The organism is Sphingobacterium sp. UBA2480 (genome assembly GCF_002341965.1).
In the GTDB taxonomy this organism is placed as follows: Bacteria; Bacteroidota; Bacteroidia; order Sphingobacteriales; family Sphingobacteriaceae; genus Sphingobacterium; species Sphingobacterium multivorum.
Map to the genome: position 1 here is coordinate 817,720 of NZ_DDPA01000001.1, position 20,887 is coordinate 838,606.

A 20,887-nucleotide genomic window follows, 5' to 3' on the forward strand; every position below is an offset into this window, starting at 1 on the left:
TTATATCTACTTTTTATTTATACCATTAAAAAAGAGCTTGGTAGCCAGCTTTTGCTTTTGCAGCACTTCATCAAAACGATCCTGATTTGGAATTCCCGAAATGATATCGGAGATATTGCACATCAGGGATAAACTTTTCATCAATTCCACATAGATTTCGGCCGTTTCATAGAGATGCTCCCCATCGATTTCACCTTTTTCGGCACCGATCTCAAGGATCTCAAACAAGGCTTTCACATCACGGTCGTGTAGGCACTGGAAAAAATCCTGCATGGAAAGTCCCTTGATCCATTCCAGATTTTCATTCATGTGCAACATATAGTATTTCCGGACAAATGCATCGCGCAGTTCCAAAATTTTAATGATCAGCTCGTAGGTGGTGCCCACATGCACAGCCACCATCTTCTCCTCCTCTTCCCTATATTCATCCGTCAAACGCACAATCACATCCCGTATAAGTGCATTCTTTTCCGAATAATAGTAATACAAATTCGCTTTGGTAATTTTTATATCCTCCGCAATTTCATTCATCGTAGTCTTACTAAAACCGTAATGCATAAAGCGTCTTATCGCCGCATGAATGATTTGATCTTTTCTATCTTCCATTCTTCAAAAAACTCCTTTCTACTTTCTGACTTTTATCAAAAATTGTTCAAAAATATAAAAAGTAACATGTTGGACAAAATAAATTTTGAAATTGTAATAATTTTGATATTAACCTGACAACAAAACCTTCATGACTTCGCAGACACCAACAGCAATGAAAGCAAACTGAAGGTTCTTTCTGGCCAATAAGATCAGACACTTTCAGAAAAAAAAAGGCAAACTCGAAAGTTTGCCTTTTATTATACGAACAGATCTATTAGAATGCGACCGTGTTCTGAAAATGTTTTAAAAACTTTCGTTTATCCAATTTATAGAGCCTTGCTGCACGATAGGCTACTCCAGTCTGCACTTCGTCGAGCTCTTTTAGAAAGCCATAATTCTGCATTTTCTTTCTAAAATTGCGTTTATCGAGTGGTTTATTCAAGATTCCCTCATACACCAGCTGTAGCTGGGTGAGTGTAAATTTTTCAGGCAGCAGCTCAAAAGCAATCGGTTTATAGGCGAGGCGGCGCTGCAACCGCTCCAGACAGAGGTCCAAAATCTGCTTATGGTCAAAGGCCAGTTCAGGTACATTCCGAACGGGGAACCATTTTGCCTGCTTCATATAGTTTGTAACAGGTTTGGTTTTCAATTTGGTATTATCCAGCTGCACGAGGGCGTAATAAGCCACCGTCAGAATACGTCCCTTTGGATGCCGTTTTAATCCGGCAAAGGAATGCAGCTGATCCATAAATACATCTTTCAAACCTGTATTCTCATACAAAATTCGTTTTACGGCATCTTCCATCTCTTCGTCATTATCCACGAAAAAACCTGGCAATGCCCACCAATCCTTAAAAGGATATTCATTTCTTTCGGCCAAAAGAACTTTTAACTCTCCTTCGTGAAAGCCTAATATGACACAGTCAACGGTAAAATTACTATACAAAACTTCTAAATTTATTTATGTGCAATATACTGAGCTAAATTTAGCGGTTACTAATCATCGGGTTATCTGTAACAATTATACGCTTCCTAAACGTGATGCGCAAAAAAATATTGAAAAATTTATTCAAAGTGTAGAATATACACTATAAAAATCTTATATTCGTAAAACCTAAAATATAGCGTGTGATAAAAGAAATTAAAAAAATAGGTGTATTGACGTCGGGAGGTGATGCTCCTGGCATGAATGCCTGTATTCGTGCTGTCGTTCGAACAGCATTACATAAAGGATTGCAAGTAACGGGTATTTATCAAGGATACCAAGGTTTGATCGACGCAAATTTCATCGAAATGGATACACGTTCGGTCAGCAATATTATACAACGTGGTGGTACAATATTAAAAACGGCACGTTGCATGGAGTTTAAGACGCCCGAAGGCCGTCGAAAAGGCTATGACAATCTGATCGCTGCCGGTGTAGATGCCTTGGTGGTCATTGGTGGTGACGGTACCTTTACAGGTGCTAACTTCTTCTCCAAAGAATTTGAAATACCTATTATAGGTATTCCGGGTACGATAGACAACGACCTTTACGGTTCTGATTATACCATCGGATACGATACAGCCAACAATACTGTCATCGAAGCGATTGATAAAATCAGAGATACTGCGGCGTCACATGAACGTCTTTTCTTTGTTGAAGTGATGGGCCGTGATTCAGGCTGTATCGCCTTAAATGCCGGTATTGCTGGCGGAGCCGAAGCCATTTTACTTCCAGAGAAAGAAACGGCCATTGATGATTTAATTAGTCATTTAGAAGACGGTGCCATTAAGAAGAAATCGTCATCCATTGTTATTGTCGCAGAGGGCGACCAAAATGGTGGTGCTTATTATGTCGCAAAAAAAGTAAAAGAAAAGTTTGATCATTACGACACGAAAGTTAGTATATTAGGGCATTTGCAACGGGGTGGTTCTCCGACGAGTTTCGACCGCGTGCTTGCGAGTAGATTGGGCTTTGCTGCTGTCAATGAATTATTGGCCGGAAACACACGAGTTACTGTTGGGCTCCGTGGTAATGAAATCAAGACAACTCCAATTGAAGAAGCAATCAGCAATAAGGAAATTAAACTTAGCCCTGATTTATTGGAGATGGCTGAGATTTTATAATCATAATTTGAACAGACATGATAGCAGTAGTATATAGTGGGTCGCGATTTTCAGACTGGCGGTTGGCTGATAAAGGTCGGATCACGACAGGGTTCCGCATGAACGGGATCAATCCTTATCTTCAGGATGAGCGCTCCATACTACAGCATTTGCATAAAAACACCAATCTGATCAACAATGCCGAAAAAATCAGAAGGATCTATTTTTTTGGTGCCGGATCATCGTCGAAGGAACGTAAGGATAAAATAAAAAATGTCCTGGAGCGTTTTTTCGTTAATGCACGTGTACGGGTTGATCATGATGTCATTGCTTCGGCTATTTCGACTTTCGGCGACGAAAGAGGAATTATTGGCATCATTGGCAGTGGATCAAATGCAGCTTACTATACAGGGAAAAAAATCATTGACAACAATTATGGTCTAGGTTATATTCTGGCTGATGAGGGGGCAACAAACTGGAATAGCCAGCAGCTGCTCAAGCATTACATGACAGATACCTTACCTATTGATCTGCGGGATAAACTGGAAAGAGAATTTAACATCGACAAGAAAACCATTTTGGAAAAGGTGTATATAGCGCCACAGCCGACAAATTTTCTGAATTCATTTACCGACTTTGTCCTCGAAAATAAGGATCATCTATTCATCAGTCAATTGGTTAAAAATGGGCTCCGTACGTTTATCAAAACCTACATCAAGCCCCTAATGAAAGAATATCCGGATAGTGATGTTAACTTTACGGGTTCAGTAGCGTTTAATTATGAGCACTTACTTCGGGAAGTTGCTACAGAGGAATTTAATATCAGTATTGGTACCGTTGTAAAGGAACCGATACACAATTTAATTAAATATTATATCAATAAAAATTAAGAATATGAAAATTGGAATTAACGGATTTGGCCGTATTGGTCGTTTAGCATTCAGAGCGGCTATCAATCGTCCAGAAATTGAAATTGTTGGTATCAATGACTTAGTTGAACCAGATTATATGGCTTATATGTTGAAATATGATTCAACACATGGCAAATTTGACGGTTCTGTAGAAGTAAAAGACGGTAACTTGGTTGTTAACGGAAAAACTATCCGTGTTACAGCTGAGAAAGATCCGGCAAACTTAAAATGGAATGAAGTAGGTGCTGAAGTAATCATCGAATCTACAGGTTTCTTCTTGACACAAGAGTTGGCTCAAAAACACATCGATGCAGGTGCTAAAAAAGTGGTGATGTCTGCTCCAGCGAAAGACGACACCCCTACTTTCGTCATGGGTGTAAACCACAAAGAATTGAAAGCTGATCAACACATCGTTTCAAACGCTTCATGTACAACAAACTGTTTAGCGCCTATCGCTAAAGTATTAAACGATAAATTTGGTATCGTTGAAGGTTTGATGACAACAGTACACGCGGTTACAGCAACACAAAAAACGGTAGACGGTCCTTCAGTAAAAGACTGGAGAGGTGGTCGTGGTGCATACCAAAACATCATCCCTTCATCTACAGGTGCTGCTAAAGCAGTAGGTTTGGTTCTTCCTGAATTGAAAGGTAAATTGACGGGTATGTCATTGCGCGTTCCTACAGCAGACGTTTCAGTTGTTGACTTAACAGTACGTTTGAACAAAGGTGCTTCATACGAAGAAATCAAAACTGCGATGAAAGAAGCTTCTGAAGGCGAATTGAAAGGTATCTTAGGCTATACAGAAGATGAAGTTGTTTCTTCAGATTTCTTAGGTGATGCACGTACATCAATCTTCGATGCAAAAGCAGGAATTTCATTGAATGATAACTTCGTTAAAGTTGTATCTTGGTATGACAACGAATGGGGATATTCAAACAAAATCGTTGACTTGGTATTAGAAGTTGGTAAATTATCGTAATCAACTCGACCAACATCCAATAAAGGGGCTATTCTACACGAATAGCCCCTTATTTTTTTTCCTTAAAAATCAGCAGGTTGGCGTTTAAACGCAAAAAAAAGCGCTTTTAGCTTTCGTAATTCAAATAATCCGTCTATATTTGCATCATCAATAAGGCAGACAGCTCAATTGAAAAGGTGCCATAGCTCAGTTGGTAGAGCAAAGGACTGAAAATCCTTGTGTCGCTGGTTCGAATCCAGCTGGCACCACCGAAAAGGAAGAACGCAAGGTTCTGACAGATTGAAAGAATAATAATTCCAATGCGAAAATAGCTCAGCTGGTAGAGCACAACCTTGCCAAGGTTGGGGTCGCGAGTTCGAATCTCGTTTTTCGCTCACCTGCCTAGGTGGTGGAACTGGTAGACACGCAGGACTTAAAATCCTGTTCCCGTTAAGGGAGTGCGGGTTCGATTCCCGCCCTAGGTACAAGAAAGCTCATCTAACGATGGGCTTTTCTTGTTTTAGCCCCTTGCCTCCAAAGACTTATCCGAACTTAATGCGTCCGAGAAAATTATTTTTTGTCCGAAAATTGATAAATTAGGTGATATGTTCCATTCAGCTCATTCTCGCCGGCATTGGCCGACACTCCTACTGTCCGTGCTCTTCTCCTTAAAGGGTTTAGACCTCAGCGCGCAATTGTTTCATCAGGACAGCCTGAAATTAATAGCCGGGCAGTTTGCCTTTACCGAGGGACCGGCAGTGGATAAGTCCGGGGACATCTATTTCACCGATCAGCCTAATAACAAAATCTGGAAATATAACACCAAAGGGCAACTTACGCTTTTTAAAGATGCTGCAGGCCGCGCCAATGGCTTGTATTTTAACCATCAGGGTCAGCTCCTCGCCTGTGCCGACGAAAAGAACGAAATCTGGTCAATCAGCAAAGATGGAGAGGTTACCGTGCTGCTCTCAGCAGTTGATGGGAAAAAACTGAATGGTCCAAATGACCTTTGGGCAGACAAGAAAGGCGGCATCTACTTTACAGACCCCTTTTATCTGCGCGATTATTGGACAAGGAAAAAGCCAGAGATCGCTGGGCAGAAAGTCTACTACCTTCCACCAGGAAAAGGAAAAAAACCGATCGTAGTAGCTGAAGATGTAAGCAAACCGAACGGCATTGTAGGATCGGCCGATGGAAGATACCTGTATGTCGCCGATATCGAACGGAATAAAACATACCGGTACAGCATTGAATCTGACGGCAAACTCAGCAGACAGACGGCACTTATTGATCAGGGATCTGACGGGATGACTTTGGATCAGCAAGGAAATATTTACCTCACAGGCAAAGGCGTTTTTATCTATAGTCCTACAGGCCTGCTGATCGGACATATTGAAGTAAATGAACCATGGACGTCCAATGTCTGTTTTGGAGGCAAAGATCGCAGCGACTTATTTATAACCGCCTCAACAGCCATCTATAGGATCCCCATGCGCACCAAAGGCGTAGATTAATAAGTATAAACATCGCGAAACCTTTACATTTCATGATCCACACTTACCTGTGCTTTATAGCGGTCGATCTTTTGGTACACCTTATTAAAAAACATTTTTTTGTCCCGCGTTCCTGCTGTATTTAACAATCTGGAGTTTTTGAGCTGATGCTGATAGAAATGGAAGGCGTGTTGACAGCTGTCTTTATCATTGGTAATAAAATAACCAAGCATTGTATGCGGAACGAATAGTGACCTCCGGTCGTTATTTCCAACAAGGACATTATTGTTTAAAATCAATAACTCATGGTAGTACAGCTGGTAATGGTCGTTGCTTGGTACACAACTTTTCTCCAGTGAAAATAGCAGTTCTTTAAGCTGCTCACAGAGCAGCTTTCCGTTTTCGGCAGTCAGTAAACCGGCCTGCGAAAAATAGATGATCTGCTGCAGGGTACTGTTAATGGTGGTATCGTTCCAGATCTCTTTCACCCGGATGGACGAATAATAATCGTGGAGCTTCTGACCTCTACCATCGATAGGTGTATTCGCCAAAAAAGATTCGAAAGACAGTTCCAATCCGTCCGAACCCAATAAATTGAGCCATACATATTTTTTGAATATGGACAATAACCCTGTATTGATGGTATAAAAGATTGGAATATCCTTAGCCGAGTAATACAGGTAAGTCTGCAGATTGGGTTCAAACTCCGTTAAGGATTTAAACGAATGCTCCAGGTAATTTGACAGATCATTAAAGGACTGAATTTCTGGCGTTTTTTTCACTAAGATGTGATCACTTTGCTGAAATAGCTTATCCAAAGAAAGTGAAAAGCGATTTGCAAGCTGCACCGTCTCCCCGATTGAAAATTTGCTCTTCATGGAGATTCTGCGGTGCGCCGCATCATAACTAATATCGAGGGCGCCTGCAATCACCTCGATAAGAGATTTCGCGGGATCGATTTTCCGCTGTATTTCCTGAATCAACTTCTCCTGATACATAAGTTCACTATTTTTTTTGCGATAATCACAAAAATAAAAAATTAAATTATTGTTTACCACAATTTTAACTGCGATTATCACAATAACTTTGGAAGACAATCGATATTTATTTATTAAAAGCCAGTTATGAAAATCGTATTAAATAAACCAGAGGGCTTAGCCAGCCCAAGTGAAATGTCAAAGACGTTGCCATTTTCGCGCGAAATTAGTCATGAGGGCACCGCAGCATTATCAAGCTACCTCGAAAGCGCAACAGGCCAGCAATTCCCGATCTTGACGGGCACACGCCTAGAACCAGCACTTTTTCAGGGCAACATTGAAAACTTTATCGGTATGAGTCAAATCCCGACAGGTGTCATTGGCCCTCTTCAGGTTCATGGAACTTCGGCCAATGGAAATTACCATATCCCGCTTGCGACCACGGAAGGGGCATTGGTTGCATCCTATCACCGCGGATCCAGAGCCTGTTTAATGGCCGGCGGGATAACATCGATCTGTCTGCAAGAAGGGGTTCAAAGAAGCCCTGTATTCAAATTTGAGACCATCAAGGATCTGAGTCTCTTCGTTTCCTGGTTCCTCGCAGAGAAAGAAAACTTTCAGGAAATCGTAAGGCGTACAAGCCGTTTTGCCAAGTTAACCGATACCCGCATACAGATCGAAGGCAATCATTTAACCATCTCCTTTGAGTATTTCACTGCAGATGCAGCAGGCCAGAATATGGTTACCATCTGCACAGAGGCTCTCTGCCAATTTATGATGGCCTCTTGTCCCATCAAACCCAGTCACTGGTTTATTGAGGGAAACAGCTCGGGAGATAAAAAAGCAACCGCCGCGGCTTTCCATCATGTTAGGGGCAAAAAGGTAACTGCCGAAATAACACTACCGGCCAACATCGTGTCCGAAGTCCTTAAAACTTCATCCGAACTGATGGACCGCTATTGGCGTACATCTACCATGGGGGTTATTCAAAGCGGAGCTATAGGAGCACAGGGGCACTACGCCAATGGATTGGCCGCCTTGTTTTTAGCAACGGGTCAGGATGTCGCCTGTGTTGCCGAAGCAGCAACCGGTATCACCCGCATGGAGCTGAATAAAGACGGTTCACTCTATGCGGCAGTGACCTTGCCCAATCTTATTGTCGGCACTGTCGGTGGTGGAACAAAGCTCCCGACCCAAAGAGAGTGCCTGGAAATGATGGACTGCTATGGCGAAGGGAACGCCATAAAGTATGCTGAAATAGCCGCAGCACTTGTTCTCGCAGGAGAATTATCGATCGCCGCAGCCCTTTCCGCAGGTCAGTTTACACAGGCACATCAAAAATTTGGCAGAAAAAAATCATTATAAAATGGAAACTAAAAAAGAAAACAGATGGAATGTGCCCAATGCACTTTCCGCCTACCGTATACTGGCATTGCCCTTTATCAGCTATGCACTTTTCACCGCAGACAGGGATCTCTTTATCCTCTTATTATCCATCAACCTGATTAGTGATATCCTCGATGGACTAATTGCCAGGCTATTTAACCTTCAGACGGAATTTGGCGCCAAATTAGATTCTGTCGCAGATATCGGCACATACCTGATGGCTTTCATCGGCATGATAACATTGGAAAAAGGCTTTGTAATGGCCTATAAAATCGAATTTATCCTGCTCATTGTCCTATGGATTATTCCCCAGATCTATGCGCTTATCCGATTTAAACGCTTTCCCAGCTTCCACTTATGGTCCTATAAATTAACGGGCTATCTTCAGGGCATATTTATCTTTGGTTATTTTGTATTCGGATTCAACGCCTTTTATTTCCACCTGATGTTAGCCGTAAGCTATCTGGCCTATCTGGAAGAATTGGTGCTCGTGATTATCCTCCCGAAGCTGCAATCCAATCTGAAAAGTATATTCCTTATCCAATTACACAGAAGGGCTTAATCATGTATGTATTAATAGCGAATATATTGTTGTTATTTTTTGGCATTGGCGCATTGGTCACTGGCTATCTCAATAGGAATAGTCCACTTGCACAAGCAAGGGAACGCTGGCTTAAACTGGGTTTTTACTTCCTTATTTTGACCCTTGTCTTTTTGTCCATTTATACGGACTATATCAGTCTTTTGGCCATTTGCATTGGAATAGTCGGTCTTTACGAAATTGGCAAGGCTCATCTATCTTCAGCACGGTCGCTGTTATTTTTTTGTTCTGTAGTAGTCCTTTACCTCGCGCTTATCGCTGCGTTTATAAATTTTGGCCACAGGGCATCGACAGAAAAGGTTTGTTTCATCTATTTTACGGTCGTGGTTTTTGATGGATTCAGCCAGCTCTGCGGTCAATTATTCGGCAAAAGAAAACTTATCCCATCGATTAGTCCCAATAAAACAATTGCGGGTTTAGTTGGCGCTTTGGTCATTGTCAGCAGTACCAGCTTGTTCCTCTTTCCTTCCATGGAATTGTCCGACATGCAAACTTTAATGACTAGCCTTTTTATTTGCTTTTCAGCATTGTTGGGCGATCTATTGGCTTCGTGGTACAAGCGAATCTGCCGAATTAAAGATTATGGTACCCTCATTCCAGGGCATGGCGGAATACTAGACCGATTTGACAGCTTTATATTCAGCGGAGCCATGTATGGGCTCATTTGCCTTTAAAAACAAGATGATGAAAAACGATTTATGGAATATGCTTCTCTTAGCTACCCTCTTCTTGCTGCTATTTGGGCTTGCCGAACTATTGTATAAACAGTTTAAGGTTAAAGCCGAGTTTACCCGAAAACTCGTTCATGTAGGCACAGGGATAATCTGCCTATTATTCCCGATTTTGATCACAAGCCACTGGTCTGTTTTTATCCTATGCGGATTGTTCGCCTTGATTTTATTGCTATCCATCAAGTTCGGTTTATTGAAATCGATCCATGCAATCGACCGAAAATCTGTCGGTAGCCTAGCCTATCCCGCAGCGGTCTATCTCTGCTTTCTCGCCCAGGCCATGTTGGGCAAGGGGGCTATTTTTTATTATTTGCCGCTACTCACCTTAGCACTATGTGATCCGATGGCGGCATTATCCGGCAAAAAATGGCCTTATGGTTCTTACCGCCTATTCGGTGCGCGAAAAACACTGGTAGGATCCGCCGTGTTCTTTATATGTGCTTTTATTACAGTGATCGTAATTGGACACTATCTCCATGAGCCAAGCCTGCACCTAAGCGAAATCACCATGATATGTACCCTGGCACTCGTCGTGACAATAGCCGAAGCATGTAGCAAAGACGGTTACGACAACATAAGTATTCCCGTCAGTAGTATACTCAGTTTGTATATCTTATTTCCTTGATACGGAACCGTCCAGAAATTTTAATTTCGATCGCATGGCTATCGCTTGATTTTTGAAAAGACGTAAAACATGCTCCTTGCAATTTCAAGGCTCCGCTCGGCATATATTCTGGTCTGGTCGGGCGTATCATCAGCGATTTTGGGATCCTCAAAAGTAACCGGAAACCTTCTATCGGCACCTGCTATAAACGGGCATCCCCCATCGGCCTGCGAACAGGTCATAATGGCGATAAACTTCGATACCGGATTAAAGGGGCTATCATATTTTTTTGAAAAACCAATTACGGGAAGCGCATTGTCATCATATTTTATAGCATATACAGGGTTATGGGTATCCGAAACCGTAAAGATATGGAAACCCTGCCCGGCTAACGTCTCCGCTACTTTAGGAAATAGGGCCGTTTCTTCTGTACCGCCCGAATAACAATATACCTTTGGAATATTGAAATATGCACTTGCCACCTGCGTCCAAACCTGGGACAAGTGGCTGCGCCTTGAATTATGGGTACAGATGAAATTGAGGTTTACAGCCTCCGATTGATCAACCTTCTCCTGAATAGCAAGGATCAAAGGCTTTAAAACGGTGCTGCTACCTTCGTTATCTAATCGCGTCCAATTGAGCTGCTCAATGGTATCCGCTAATTTAGGGTATATCATGCGATGATCAACAATTTAACAACATCCTGATCCAGGTGTACAGCATGAGGGTTGCGCTATCGGTAGCTGCGCCAGGTTCAGCTTCGTTTTTTCCGATGGTATGCCACAGGCATCATGCGCCAGACAAGCAGTCGTTTTATTTTTCAGTATAAACGTTTTCCCATTAAAATCAAGGTCGTACTTACCGATGGTATCGCTTTGGTATTCCACTTCGATGTCAGCATCTTCCAGTCCTAGTTTTTCTTCAGAGAGCTTGATGATATGGAGCAGCTTTGCAGGTTTGAGACGGTGCTCATAATCGTCCGCATTCCACAATTGAAAGTTGACTACGCTCTCATTCCGGACAACGCCACCACAATCGATAAAGTTCTTAGTGATTTGACCAACCTCGGTCACATGGAAATGCTCGGGCACAAAATTGCCGTTTTCCAATTGAAACTCAACATTTGTTAAGGTTGGAAGGATTTCTTTAATTTCTGATAATCTCATAATAATTCAATTTAAAATGAACGCGCTATTTATTAATAATATATCGCAATATTACGATACGTATTGCCAAAAAAAATGCACTAACAGCATCCTTTTACTTTTACATCCTGGTTAAAGAATGTATTCAGTACACCTTGGGTTTGCTTCCACACATTTTCGTCAATGCAATAACAGACTGATTTTCCCGCTATGGTACCCTGGATGATGCCTATATTTTTAAGCTCTTTCAGGTGCTGCGATATCGTCGCCTGTGCCAATCCCAATTCCTCAACCAAATCGTTACAAATACATGCCTTTTGGTTTATGATGTACTGAAGAATTGCTATCCGTGCCGGATGTGCTAAGACCTTTAGGAATGAAGCCAGTTTATTCTGCTCGTCGGTGTAAATTTCTGTTTTCGTAATTCCCATATTGCAAATTAATACATCGCAATATTACGATATTAATTTAACGAATCCAAATTTCCGCATCCTATTTATTGTAGCCTACCCTACCCATCAGCAATCCACCACCATTCTAGGTATGGCAATAATGAAAACGGCAACTACCATCTATCTTGCTTTACGTCGCATCCGATGACGGACCCATCCGAAAAATCCAAAGTACAACGTTTTTAGCCTTGCGCTTTGGATTTTCTTTTCGCTGATTATTTTATATTTTTGTACATCTTCCAGCAATAATCTAATTTAGTCGGGAACAACCATTATGCAGTTTAATTTCGCCTTTGATTCCAGTCCGTTTAAAACCCTGATCGCTTTTCATAAGATTATACCCTCTTTTGAAGCAGCGGCCCTATCGCCGGTTGGCTTTCAGGCTAATTACGCCCGATCGCTGCTGGAAGAAATCAGCAAATACCCCGAACTTATCGAGGGGGTCGAAAAAGCCGAAGACCTGCTGCGATACGAGCCTATCATCAAGGTGCTGCTGGCAGATCTGTTTCCAAGCTCACTGACGCATAATGAGATCAAGGCCATTACCATTCCCTTCCATCTCTATACGTTCAACCATACCGCAAGACTGGAAAAAATATTACAGGACGCCGGCGATCACTATGAATTTAGTCTGCGCGACATCTCGCCCGACACCTATTATATCCTCAATTGCTGCGTCATCATCAGTCAATATTATGGCTTTAAGGTGGATGCTATGGATGCCCCGCTCTTTTTGGATATTCCAGACAAGAATAATATCATTCATCATTACCGCGTCCTCTTCAATGCCGATTTTATCGATGTCCTTCCGACAGAACAGGCTATCGACCTTTCGGCAGAAGATATTACCGAACTGGTCGACAACTTTTCAGATATTGCCTTATGGAAGTCCAAATTCCCCGAGCAGAGCTGGATCCTGAAGGGCTTTTCCATTATGACGCTCTTCGATGCCACCATTGAAAATGCGGTATCGAGCTTCAAGAGCAATCTGCTGCGCGAAAAAAGTGCGATCCAAATGGCGGAAATAGAAAGCATCTTCAGGTCGATTTATAAAATAAATGATCTGCGGATCGGACTCACCTCCTTTGAAAAAGTCAGGGACGAGTACAACTTACGGCTTGTCGAAAAACAGCTGTACAGTCATCTACTTTACGATTCGACCATCGAGGAGTGTGAAAGCATGCTCTGCAGCGAGACCCTGGAGCGCATGCTCAGCAAGGACGAATACCTTGTTGTGCCGGATATTGACAAACTGCCGATTGCTGATCCAAAACAGGCCTTTTTTATCAATAAGCTGAAGCAGCAAAATGTAAAGAGCTTTATTTTTGTTCCCCTGATCGAGGGCGACAAAGTGCTGGGTTTACTGGAAATGTCTTCCTCCAGGGTACGCGAACTCAATTCGGTCAATGCCAACAAGCTCAATTTCATCTTGCCCTTTATAAAGGATAAAGTTTCGAAAGCATTTTCCGAAACTGAAAACCAGATTGAAGCGGTGATCCAAAAAGAATATACATCGATCCACCCGAGTGTCAAATGGCGGTTTCAGGAAGAAGCCATCCATTTCCTCAACGACCGCGCCTTCGGCAAAGACTATGCCCTGCAGGAAATCGTCTTTGACCATGTTTATCCGCTATATGGACAAATCGACGTACAGGGCTCCTCCGAATCCCGAAATCAGGCCATCCGGCAAGATCTGATCAATCAGAGCGAGGAGCTTATCGCGCTGTTTACGGCGGTCAACCAGACGCAGCCATTACCCCTATTTGAGCAGAAAATATTCGATTTGGAACGAAATCTGACGACGCTGCAACATGGGCTGCTGACGGATACGGAACAGCTTATGCTCGATTATTTTAACCAGGATATCCATCCTATTCTGGAGAATTTCAGAAAGAATAACACAAATAGCCTCGCCACAGAGTCCATAGACCGTTATTTTGAGCGGATCAACCTGTCCATCGGCGGTTTTTATGAGGCCCGTCAGGATTATGACAACTCCATCACGCTGATCAACAAAAAGCTGGTGGCCATCCTCGACGAGAAGCAGGTGGAAGCCCAACAGTACTTTCCACATTACTACGAGCGCTACAAGACAGATGGTATCGAGCACAATATGTATATCGGGGCATCCATTGCTCCGGACCGGAATTTTGAGCTGTATTATCTGCGCAATTTACGCCTGTGGCAACTGCAGGTGATGTGTGCAATGGAACAGGAATTTAGGCAGCTGCAACCCTCACTGCCCCACCTGCTCGAGGTAACCTCCCTGATATTGGTTTTTGCCACGCCCATTTCCATCCGCTTTCGCATGGACGAGAAGCAGTTCGATATTGATGGCTCCTACAATGTGCGCTATGAAATTGCCAAGAAACGGATCGACAAAGCCAAGATCAAAGGTTCGACAGAACGCATTACCCAAAAAGGTAAACTGGTCATTGTTTACTCCAATGTACATGAAGAGACAGAGTACCTAGGCTACATCAACCTACTTCAACACAAGGGCTTATTGACGAATGAAATTGAACAGTTTGAGGTGGAGGATCTCCAGGGCCTAGTAGGCCTGAAAGCGATTCGTGTAGGCTTTCAATTTCAGGAACAATAAGAAAACAGCAACGATCCTTTGGAATAGGTTTGATTACCGAAAAGTAAACGGTAGCTTTTTTTTATTTTATAAGGAAAAATTATTGCATTGCAATAGCAATTTCGCCGAGATTGGGTTATCTTTACCTCAAAGATTGATCGGGCCATATGATAGAAAACGCATTCAACGAAGCTGCTGTAAACGGTAGGGAAATGGATCGGCTAGCGGAATTACAGCGCTACGATATTATTGATAGTCCTTCCGAAAGCATTTTTGATGGCCTGCTGCAGCTAGCTGCACAGGTTTTTCAGGTGCCAGCGCTGTTGCTCACCTTTGTCGGTGCTGATCATATCTTTATTAAATCCAGCTTGGGCATCGACCAGGCTGAGCCTATCAACCGCGCGAATAGCCTTTTTTCCAGTACCATTGAACATCAGCAGGTGATGGTGATCGAAGATCTGCTACGCGAAAAAGCCTGGACCGGAGATCGCAGCTGGATCGAAAGCCAAACCCTTCGCTTCTATGCCGGTGCCCCGCTAGTGACAGCCGATGGATTTCTGATCGGCACATTCAGCATTGCCGACCATCAGCCGCGCGAGTTTAACGAAGCCGAACGGGACAAGCTGGCCTCCTTTGCCCAAACAGCTATGGATCAGGTCGCTTTGCGCCAATCAGCACTAGCGAAGATCGAAGAGGTTGCCGCCGTCAATACCCATCTGGCCAATATGCAGCAGCGGCTGCTCGATCTCAACAGCGAGCTTGAAGCTGCCAATGCGCAGCTTACCCAGACCAATAGCATGCTTTTCAAATCGTACGATGTGACCCTGCTGCTCAACAAAAACCTCAAGAAGAACGAGCAGCGCTTGAAATCCTTTATCACCAAAGCACCCATCGCCTTTGCCATTCTAACGGGCCGCGAAATGAAGATCGAGGTCGCCAACGATAAGGTGCTCCATATATGGGGTAAAACCGATGCCGTGGTAGGCTTGCCACTGGCAAAAGCCTTGCCCGAGCTCGAAGGCCAGCCTTATTTTAATCTGCTCGATACTGTTTTCACGAGCGGACAAGCCTATATCGGTGATACGGCTCCAGTGGAATTAGAAGAGGATGGAATAGTAAGCACCCATTATTTTGATTTTATTTACGAACCGGTCAAAGGCGAAGACGGAAAAACAGAATCCATTATTGTGATCGCCAACGAGGTGACCGAGCGTATCCGGCAGAACAACCATCTGGAAGGGCTCAACCAGGAGCTGGAAATGGCCCTCAAAGCCGGCGAACTGGGCACCTATCACCTGGATATTCAAAACTGGAAAAACCAGGCTTCAGCTACCTGTAAAGGCCATTTTGGCCTACCGCCAAATGAGACCTTTGAATTTGACGACTTCATTCAGGCGATTATCCCCGAACACCGCGATATGGTGCAGCAAAAAGTGGAGGAAGCCATTGCCAAAAAGATTACCTATCAGGCCGAATATATGACCCGCTGGCCAGATGGTTCGCTCCATTGGATCAATTCCTCGGGACTGACCCACTATGATGCCGAAGGCACCCCAATCGATCTGATCGGGGTAACGGTCGATGTAACCACCCGCAAAAATTACGAGGCGCAAAAAGAAGATTTTCTGAGTATCGCCAGCCACGAGCTCAAAACCCCCATTACCAGCCTTCGGGGGACAATACAGATGCTGGAGATGCTGAAAGACAAATCGGCAGATGCCACCATCGGCAAACTTATTGACATGTCGGGCGCTAGCATCAAAAAAATAACGGCACTGGTAGATGACCTGTTGAATATGCACCGCATCAGCCTAGGGCAGCTCGAACTGAATACCACAACTTTTGCAGCAGCCAAGATGATCCGCTCCTGCTTTAGCGACATCAATATGATTGGCAAGCACCAGCTCAACCTGGAGGGCGACATCGAGGCCAGGCTCCATGCTGATGAACAGCGCATCGAACAGGTGGTCTCCAACCTGATCAACAATGCCATCAAATATGCACCGGCTTCGCATACCATTGACGTGCGGATCGAGCAGCTTCCCCGATCTGTTAAGATCAATGTAAGGGATTATGGCGAAGGCATTCCAGCCGAGCTACAGCAGCAGATCTTCGAGCGTTATTACAGGGTCTATCCCGATGGCAAGAAATATTCCGGCCTCGGACTGGGGCTGTATATCTCGGCAGAAATTGTCAAGCGCCATGGTGGTGAGATCGGTGTAGACAGCAGTCCCGGCCAAGGCAGCAATTTCTGGTTTACCATACCGCATGCCGAACCGCATCCTGATGAAAGCCTTTAAATAAAGGTACGAGTCAAGGTTTTATCCAAATTTAAGCAATTCGATATCACATCGGATATGCGTTTGCTTCGGCTTAAAACAAAGTCTAAGTCGCTTTAAACCATTCGATGTTCCATCAGGTAGGCCAATGCCTCACGTACGGCCTGTTCGCTGCTTTTGGGATTAAAACCAAGTTCCGTGCGCGCTTTGCTGATATCAAAATCCTGCTGCAGCCCCGAAAACATCGCAATATCTTTGCGGGTAATCGTTGGCGCCGCACCTTTCAACCATCCTGCGAGCTCCATAAGTCCTGCTACTCCATAAAGCAACATTTTGGGAACGGCTGCGGGAATCTTGAGCCCTAATTCGGGATATAGTTTCTGTGCCCATTTGGTCGTATCGGTTATCGTCATACACTTTTCATTGGCCAAAATATAACGTTCGCCTGCTTTTCCGTGGAGGGCGGCGAGGTAGCAGCCCTCGGCGACATCCTTGACGTCCACCCAATTGAGGGCGATGCCGGTATCGACAGGAATCTGCTTGGTCAGAATAAGGCGGAGCACATCGTAGGAAACGTTGAGGGGCAGGGAGCTTTCACTGCCAATCATGGCACCGGGCATGACCGACACCAGCTCGATGCCCAGTTCGACCGCCAGTTTAAAGGCCAGCTTTTCGCCATCGTTTTTGGAATTGTAGTAGGCATCCCGCCGGTCGGGGTTGTAACCGTTGCTCTCCTTTGTGGGCGTATGCGTGTAATCCAGTGCAGCAATAGAGCTTACATAGATGATTTTTTTGACGCCTGCCTCTGCGGCGGCTTCGATGGTATTGCGGGTACCCTGCATATTCACGTCGTAGATTTCCTTTTGCGGATCGCGGGCCCATAGCTTAAAAGCCGCCCCCACGGCATAGAACGTATCCACGCCCTGGAGCGCCCTGACAAAAGAGGCCTTATCGGTGATATCTGCCGATACGAGTTCGCAAGGCAAGTTTTTCAATGCAGCGTTGTTATCGAGATTTCGCACAGAAGCGCGTACCTGAAAACCCTTTGTGAGCAGCAGTCTGACCAGGTTATTTCCCAGGTGCCCATTTGCACCCGACACCAATACCAGTGTTTTTGTTGTCATGTGTTTGATTTTAAATGATAGCACAAAGTTCTGCTTTGGCCATTCAAAACCAGTTCACAAATGTTACCTAATGATCTGTTTGCGGATTCGGCTCAAACTTTTGGGGTTCATACCGAGGAAAGATGCGATATATTGCATGGGTACATTGTGCAGCAACTCCGGCTGCTCGGCCATGAGTTTGAGGTAACGTTTTTCAGCCGTAAGCGTGGCTAGCTCTTTCGATCTCTTCTCATTGTAACTCAAAGCTTGCTGAAACACATACATGCTAAAATCTTTAAAATCAGGCGATTGCAGCATAAGCAGATCGAGGTTTGCCTTACTGATGCGTAGCAGTTCGCAGTCGGTTATACTTTCCAGATTTTCTTCGGTGCAGGTCTGGTTGCTGAAATTTTGGTAAGAGCAGATAAATCCCGGCGGGCAGTTGATATGTGTCGTCAGTTCATCGCCTTTATCATTGTAATGGAACAGACGAACAAAGCCCGACACCACAAAATAGAGGTAAGCCGGTACCTTTCCCTCTTCTTCAATGAGCTGATGCTTAGCATAGCGCACAGGCTCCATATACGTTTTGAGCAGCTCAATCTCGGATTCCGATAGCTGGCTGTGTTGTTTGATCAGCTGAATAAACTTTACGTGCATTTTATCTGTTTTAATCGTCTCCCAATCCTTTCATACGTACACCTGCCATTTCCTGTGCTTGAGTGTCGCATCGCTGGGTATCGCCCATTAACCAAACAAATATACTAAAAACGATTAATATACTAATAAAATTAGTAAATAAATCCTGCATCAGGACTTTTATGCCCGGTATTCCTTGCTGGCGAAAGCCAAAAATTACAGCAAGCTTGGCACAATAAAGAGCAATAAACCGACATGAACGATAAGCGGCCCAGCCATCATTAATTGCGCGCGGGATACGTTGGCGCGGGATAGTCCCTGTCGACATGCATCTGATTGATCAAAACTTCGTTGATCAGGTGACGCATGCGCTTATCATTGACGGCTATTTTTACAATTTTGTGGTTGTAATAGGAATCGGTTTCAAATTCGCTTTCGATTTTCTCGGCGAATGCAGGCGATAGCGATTTGTAGTGCAGGGCAATTTCGGTTTCCTTTTCGGCCACTTTTTTTACGATCAAGGTCCAGAGTACCCCGTACTCCGGAGCGAAAAAGATTTTTCTCGGCGGCGGCACTTTCAATTTTTTATTCTTTAGGGTATACGTATACAGTAGATGAATACTTGGTTTGGAAACATCTTTCGCTGCTGCCGCGACCAGTTTATTATAGTCTTTTTCGTTATCCACAACCGTCTCAATACTTATTCCCTGCTCCTCAATTTCAAAGCTGGCCGTGGAATCTGTACTTTCCAGGGCTGTGATTTTCATTTTGCTGTCCACAAACTGGCCGGCCATATTTGGAAGGGATTCTTTTACACGTTCGAAGCTTGCCGCTAAACGGAGCGGAACCAATTTAGTTGTCACCGTCTGGGCACGCAGACTACCTGCTGCGGCTATAAAAAGAAGTATTATACACAAATATTTTCTCATTATGATTGTTTTTAAGATGTCATTGAGCGATAACGATCGTTCAATTTTCCTCGAATTTACTGATTTTATAGCGGCTATATTCTTCCATCTAATATCCGACAGCATTCATTTACAATTCGTTGTATTTTCAAGCATTTCCGACAGCAATTGGCCTAAAAATGTCTTAACGGCAGCCATACCCCCTCACATACCAGGCCACGGTCATTAACTTGGTCCGGTTGGTCTTTCAATCGCTTTAGCGTCCAGACTGGCTTGTTCAGGAATGGTCAATGTCGCCTCCATCAAACGCTAGGCACCTCGGCTTGTTGCCGCTACGTCAATTGATCAGCCCCTTTACCGGCAAAATACACGACAGCACATCCAGTTTAAAAGTCAAGATTGAGAAAGACAAGGTTGAGTTGGATATCATTTGAAAAAAATTAAAGTTAGCACTATGCTGTCGAAGATTCTACTATTGCTGTCAATTTTTCATGTAAAATCTGACAGTTTTCGTGAAAAAAAATCAGTTTTTTGAACTCGGTATCTTTTTTGTGCAATTTTTAATACAGTCGGCCGACTGGCAATTAGTAGATTATTGTTATACTTCATTAAAAGGAGGTTACTATGAAACTTGCAAAAAGAAACTGGAACAATTTTTCACTTTTTTCGCCCATGTTTGATAATTTTAACCGTGAGCTTTTAAACTGGGACAACAAAAACTATTCATCAACAAGTACCACTGTTCCTGCAGTCAACATTAAGGAAAACGGAGACACTTTCGAAGTGGAGGTCGCTGCACCCGGTATGGCCAAAGACGATTTCAAGGTCACACTCGACGGCAATCTCCTGACCATATCTTCGGCTAAGCAAGAAGAAAACGAGGAACATAAAGACAACTATACACGCCGTGAGTTTAGCTACCAATCTTTTCAGCGCAGCTTCGAACTTCAAAAGGAGGTTGTCGATCAGGACAATATCCAGGCACGCTATGAAAATGGCATGCTCCGATTGACAATACCAAAGAAAGAAGAAGCCAAACAGAAGGAACCGCGGATGATCGAAATATCCTAAAAATCCAGCTAGCAGCAATAACTTGGTTAGCCTCCCATGGAGGCTAACCTATTTTTCAGTCTTTAATCCCCGGACTATGAAAACGTCGAATTACTATATTGAAATACAGATGTACTGCCACGGACGTTACATCACGATCGCCAGTTTTGACAAAAACAGCTGTGAAAAGATTATTCATGAACTATTTGATGAACTGCTCGGTGAGCACGAAACCTCCGATAGCAGACGGCTGCGCATCAATCTTCTGCTGAACGACACCGCAATTCCGAAGACGCAGTTGCGGTCCATACACTGTACACTGGATGAATTGGCCGAGAATACCAAGATGATCATCAAGAAGACCTTCCGCTCAATTAACTTTGACTGATG

The 20,887-nt window shown here is 43.7% G+C and carries 22 protein-coding genes and 3 tRNA genes; 15 read left to right on the forward strand and 10 right to left on the reverse strand.

Annotated features, from left to right (window positions below):
• Nucleotides 1–6 precede the first annotated feature (6 nt).
• The gene (locus tag B3600_RS03655; protein ID WP_070561152.1) at nucleotides 7–606 is read right to left on the reverse strand and encodes a TetR/AcrR family transcriptional regulator; all 600 of its coding nucleotides are present in this window, start codon (nucleotides 604–606) and stop codon (nucleotides 7–9) included.
• 256 nt (nucleotides 607–862) lie between these two features.
• The gene (locus B3600_RS03660; protein WP_075992906.1) at nucleotides 863–1,534 is read right to left on the reverse strand and encodes an NUDIX hydrolase; all 672 of its coding nucleotides are present in this window, start codon (nucleotides 1,532–1,534) and stop codon (nucleotides 863–865) included.
• Between the two features lie 185 nt (nucleotides 1,535–1,719).
• Here B3600_RS03660 and pfkA point away from each other — a divergent pair, with 185 nt between their 5' ends.
• The 7 genes from pfkA to B3600_RS03695 all read left to right on the forward strand — a co-directional run bounded on the left by pfkA (nucleotide 1,720) and on the right by B3600_RS03695 (nucleotide 6,062).
• Nucleotides 1,720–2,697 carry a 6-phosphofructokinase gene (gene pfkA, locus B3600_RS03665; RefSeq protein WP_376749787.1) on the forward strand — a complete coding sequence of 326 codons (978 nt, stop codon included), beginning with the start codon at nucleotides 1,720–1,722 and terminating at the stop codon, nucleotides 2,695–2,697.
• A gap of 17 nt (nucleotides 2,698–2,714) precedes the next feature.
• On the forward strand, nucleotides 2,715–3,566 hold the full coding sequence (locus tag B3600_RS03670; protein ID WP_286752091.1) for a hypothetical protein: 852 nt from the start codon (nucleotides 2,715–2,717) through the stop codon (nucleotides 3,564–3,566).
• A 4-nt stretch (nucleotides 3,567–3,570) separates the two neighbouring features.
• Nucleotides 3,571–4,569: a type I glyceraldehyde-3-phosphate dehydrogenase gene (gap, locus tag B3600_RS03675; protein WP_070561154.1), complete on the forward strand. Its 999-nt coding sequence runs from the start codon at nucleotides 3,571–3,573 to the stop codon at nucleotides 4,567–4,569.
• A 175-nt stretch (nucleotides 4,570–4,744) separates the two neighbouring features.
• Nucleotides 4,745–4,817 (forward strand) — tRNA-Phe (locus B3600_RS03680).
• A 53-nt stretch (nucleotides 4,818–4,870) separates the two neighbouring features.
• Nucleotides 4,871–4,943: transfer RNA gene (locus tag B3600_RS03685), tRNA-Gly, on the forward strand.
• A gap of 5 nt (nucleotides 4,944–4,948) precedes the next feature.
• Nucleotides 4,949–5,033 (forward strand) — tRNA-Leu (locus tag B3600_RS03690).
• A gap of 120 nt (nucleotides 5,034–5,153) precedes the next feature.
• Nucleotides 5,154–6,062, forward strand: coding sequence for an SMP-30/gluconolactonase/LRE family protein (locus B3600_RS03695; protein ID WP_286752092.1), 909 nt, complete (start codon nucleotides 5,154–5,156; stop codon nucleotides 6,060–6,062).
• A gap of 23 nt (nucleotides 6,063–6,085) precedes the next feature.
• Here B3600_RS03695 and B3600_RS03700 read toward each other — a convergent pair whose 3' ends face one another.
• Nucleotides 6,086–7,039, reverse strand: a complete 954-nt coding sequence (locus B3600_RS03700) for a hypothetical protein (RefSeq protein WP_286752093.1) — start codon at nucleotides 7,037–7,039, stop codon at nucleotides 6,086–6,088.
• A 126-nt stretch (nucleotides 7,040–7,165) separates the two neighbouring features.
• On the opposite strand from B3600_RS03700, the gene B3600_RS03705 reads away from it, so the two are divergent.
• From B3600_RS03705 to B3600_RS03720, 4 genes are read left to right on the forward strand one after another with little or no spacing between them, the layout of a single operon-like run.
• A complete protein-coding gene (locus B3600_RS03705; protein ID WP_286752094.1) occupies nucleotides 7,166–8,383 on the forward strand; it encodes a hydroxymethylglutaryl-CoA reductase in 1,218 nt (405 codons plus the stop codon).
• A gap of 1 nt (nucleotide 8,384) precedes the next feature.
• The gene (locus tag B3600_RS03710; protein WP_286752095.1) at nucleotides 8,385–8,966 is read left to right on the forward strand and encodes a CDP-alcohol phosphatidyltransferase family protein; all 582 of its coding nucleotides are present in this window, start codon (nucleotides 8,385–8,387) and stop codon (nucleotides 8,964–8,966) included.
• Between the two features lie 2 nt (nucleotides 8,967–8,968).
• A complete protein-coding gene (locus B3600_RS03715; protein WP_286752096.1) occupies nucleotides 8,969–9,679 on the forward strand; it encodes a phosphatidate cytidylyltransferase in 711 nt (236 codons plus the stop codon).
• A gap of 7 nt (nucleotides 9,680–9,686) precedes the next feature.
• Nucleotides 9,687–10,361 (forward strand): phosphatidate cytidylyltransferase, encoded by a 675-nt coding sequence (locus B3600_RS03720; protein WP_286752097.1) that lies wholly within the window; start codon nucleotides 9,687–9,689, stop codon nucleotides 10,359–10,361.
• Between the two features lie 38 nt (nucleotides 10,362–10,399).
• On the opposite strand, the gene B3600_RS03725 is transcribed toward B3600_RS03720, so the two are convergent.
• The 3 genes from B3600_RS03725 to B3600_RS03735 all read right to left on the reverse strand — a co-directional run bounded on the left by B3600_RS03725 (nucleotide 10,400) and on the right by B3600_RS03735 (nucleotide 11,916).
• Nucleotides 10,400–11,014: a low molecular weight phosphatase family protein gene (locus B3600_RS03725; protein WP_376749786.1), complete on the reverse strand. Its 615-nt coding sequence runs from the start codon at nucleotides 11,012–11,014 to the stop codon at nucleotides 10,400–10,402.
• 18 nt (nucleotides 11,015–11,032) lie between these two features.
• Nucleotides 11,033–11,506 carry a DUF6428 family protein gene (locus B3600_RS03730; protein ID WP_286752099.1) on the reverse strand — a complete coding sequence of 158 codons (474 nt, stop codon included), beginning with the start codon at nucleotides 11,504–11,506 and terminating at the stop codon, nucleotides 11,033–11,035.
• Between the two features lie 80 nt (nucleotides 11,507–11,586).
• Nucleotides 11,587–11,916 carry an ArsR/SmtB family transcription factor gene (locus B3600_RS03735; RefSeq protein ID WP_286752100.1) on the reverse strand — a complete coding sequence of 110 codons (330 nt, stop codon included), beginning with the start codon at nucleotides 11,914–11,916 and terminating at the stop codon, nucleotides 11,587–11,589.
• A gap of 295 nt (nucleotides 11,917–12,211) precedes the next feature.
• On the opposite strand from B3600_RS03735, the gene B3600_RS03740 reads away from it, so the two are divergent.
• Together B3600_RS03740 and B3600_RS03745 are read left to right on the forward strand one after the other, a co-directional pair.
• The gene (locus B3600_RS03740) at nucleotides 12,212–14,539 is read left to right on the forward strand and encodes a GAF domain-containing protein (protein ID WP_286752101.1); all 2,328 of its coding nucleotides are present in this window, start codon (nucleotides 12,212–12,214) and stop codon (nucleotides 14,537–14,539) included.
• Nucleotides 14,540–14,685: 146 nt separating this feature from the next.
• Nucleotides 14,686–16,818 carry an ATP-binding protein gene (locus B3600_RS03745; protein ID WP_286752102.1) on the forward strand — a complete coding sequence of 711 codons (2,133 nt, stop codon included), beginning with the start codon at nucleotides 14,686–14,688 and terminating at the stop codon, nucleotides 16,816–16,818.
• Between the two features lie 95 nt (nucleotides 16,819–16,913).
• On the opposite strand, the gene B3600_RS03750 is transcribed toward B3600_RS03745, so the two are convergent.
• From B3600_RS03750 to B3600_RS03765, 4 genes are all read right to left on the reverse strand, one after another.
• Nucleotides 16,914–17,921 (reverse strand): NAD-dependent epimerase/dehydratase family protein, encoded by a 1,008-nt coding sequence (locus tag B3600_RS03750; protein WP_286752103.1) that lies wholly within the window; start codon nucleotides 17,919–17,921, stop codon nucleotides 16,914–16,916.
• A gap of 63 nt (nucleotides 17,922–17,984) precedes the next feature.
• Entirely contained in the window at nucleotides 17,985–18,560 is a 576-nt protein-coding gene (locus B3600_RS03755; RefSeq protein ID WP_286752104.1) for a Crp/Fnr family transcriptional regulator, read from the reverse strand.
• Nucleotides 18,561–18,570: 10 nt separating this feature from the next.
• On the reverse strand, nucleotides 18,571–18,867 hold the full coding sequence (locus B3600_RS03760) for a hypothetical protein (RefSeq protein WP_286752105.1): 297 nt from the start codon (nucleotides 18,865–18,867) through the stop codon (nucleotides 18,571–18,573).
• On the reverse strand, nucleotides 18,821–19,468 hold the full coding sequence (locus tag B3600_RS03765) for a hypothetical protein (RefSeq protein ID WP_070561216.1): 648 nt from the start codon (nucleotides 19,466–19,468) through the stop codon (nucleotides 18,821–18,823). Before B3600_RS03765 ends, B3600_RS03760 begins: the two co-directional genes overlap by 47 nt.
• Before the next feature lie 603 nt (nucleotides 19,469–20,071).
• Between B3600_RS03765 and B3600_RS03770 the strand changes: the two genes are divergently transcribed.
• Both B3600_RS03770 and B3600_RS03775 read left to right on the forward strand, forming a co-directional pair.
• Nucleotides 20,072–20,518, forward strand: coding sequence for an Hsp20/alpha crystallin family protein (locus B3600_RS03770; protein WP_115049056.1), 447 nt, complete (start codon nucleotides 20,072–20,074; stop codon nucleotides 20,516–20,518).
• 76 nt (nucleotides 20,519–20,594) lie between these two features.
• Nucleotides 20,595–20,885: a hypothetical protein gene (locus tag B3600_RS03775; protein ID WP_286752106.1), complete on the forward strand. Its 291-nt coding sequence runs from the start codon at nucleotides 20,595–20,597 to the stop codon at nucleotides 20,883–20,885.
• Nucleotides 20,886–20,887: the final 2 nt, after the last annotated feature.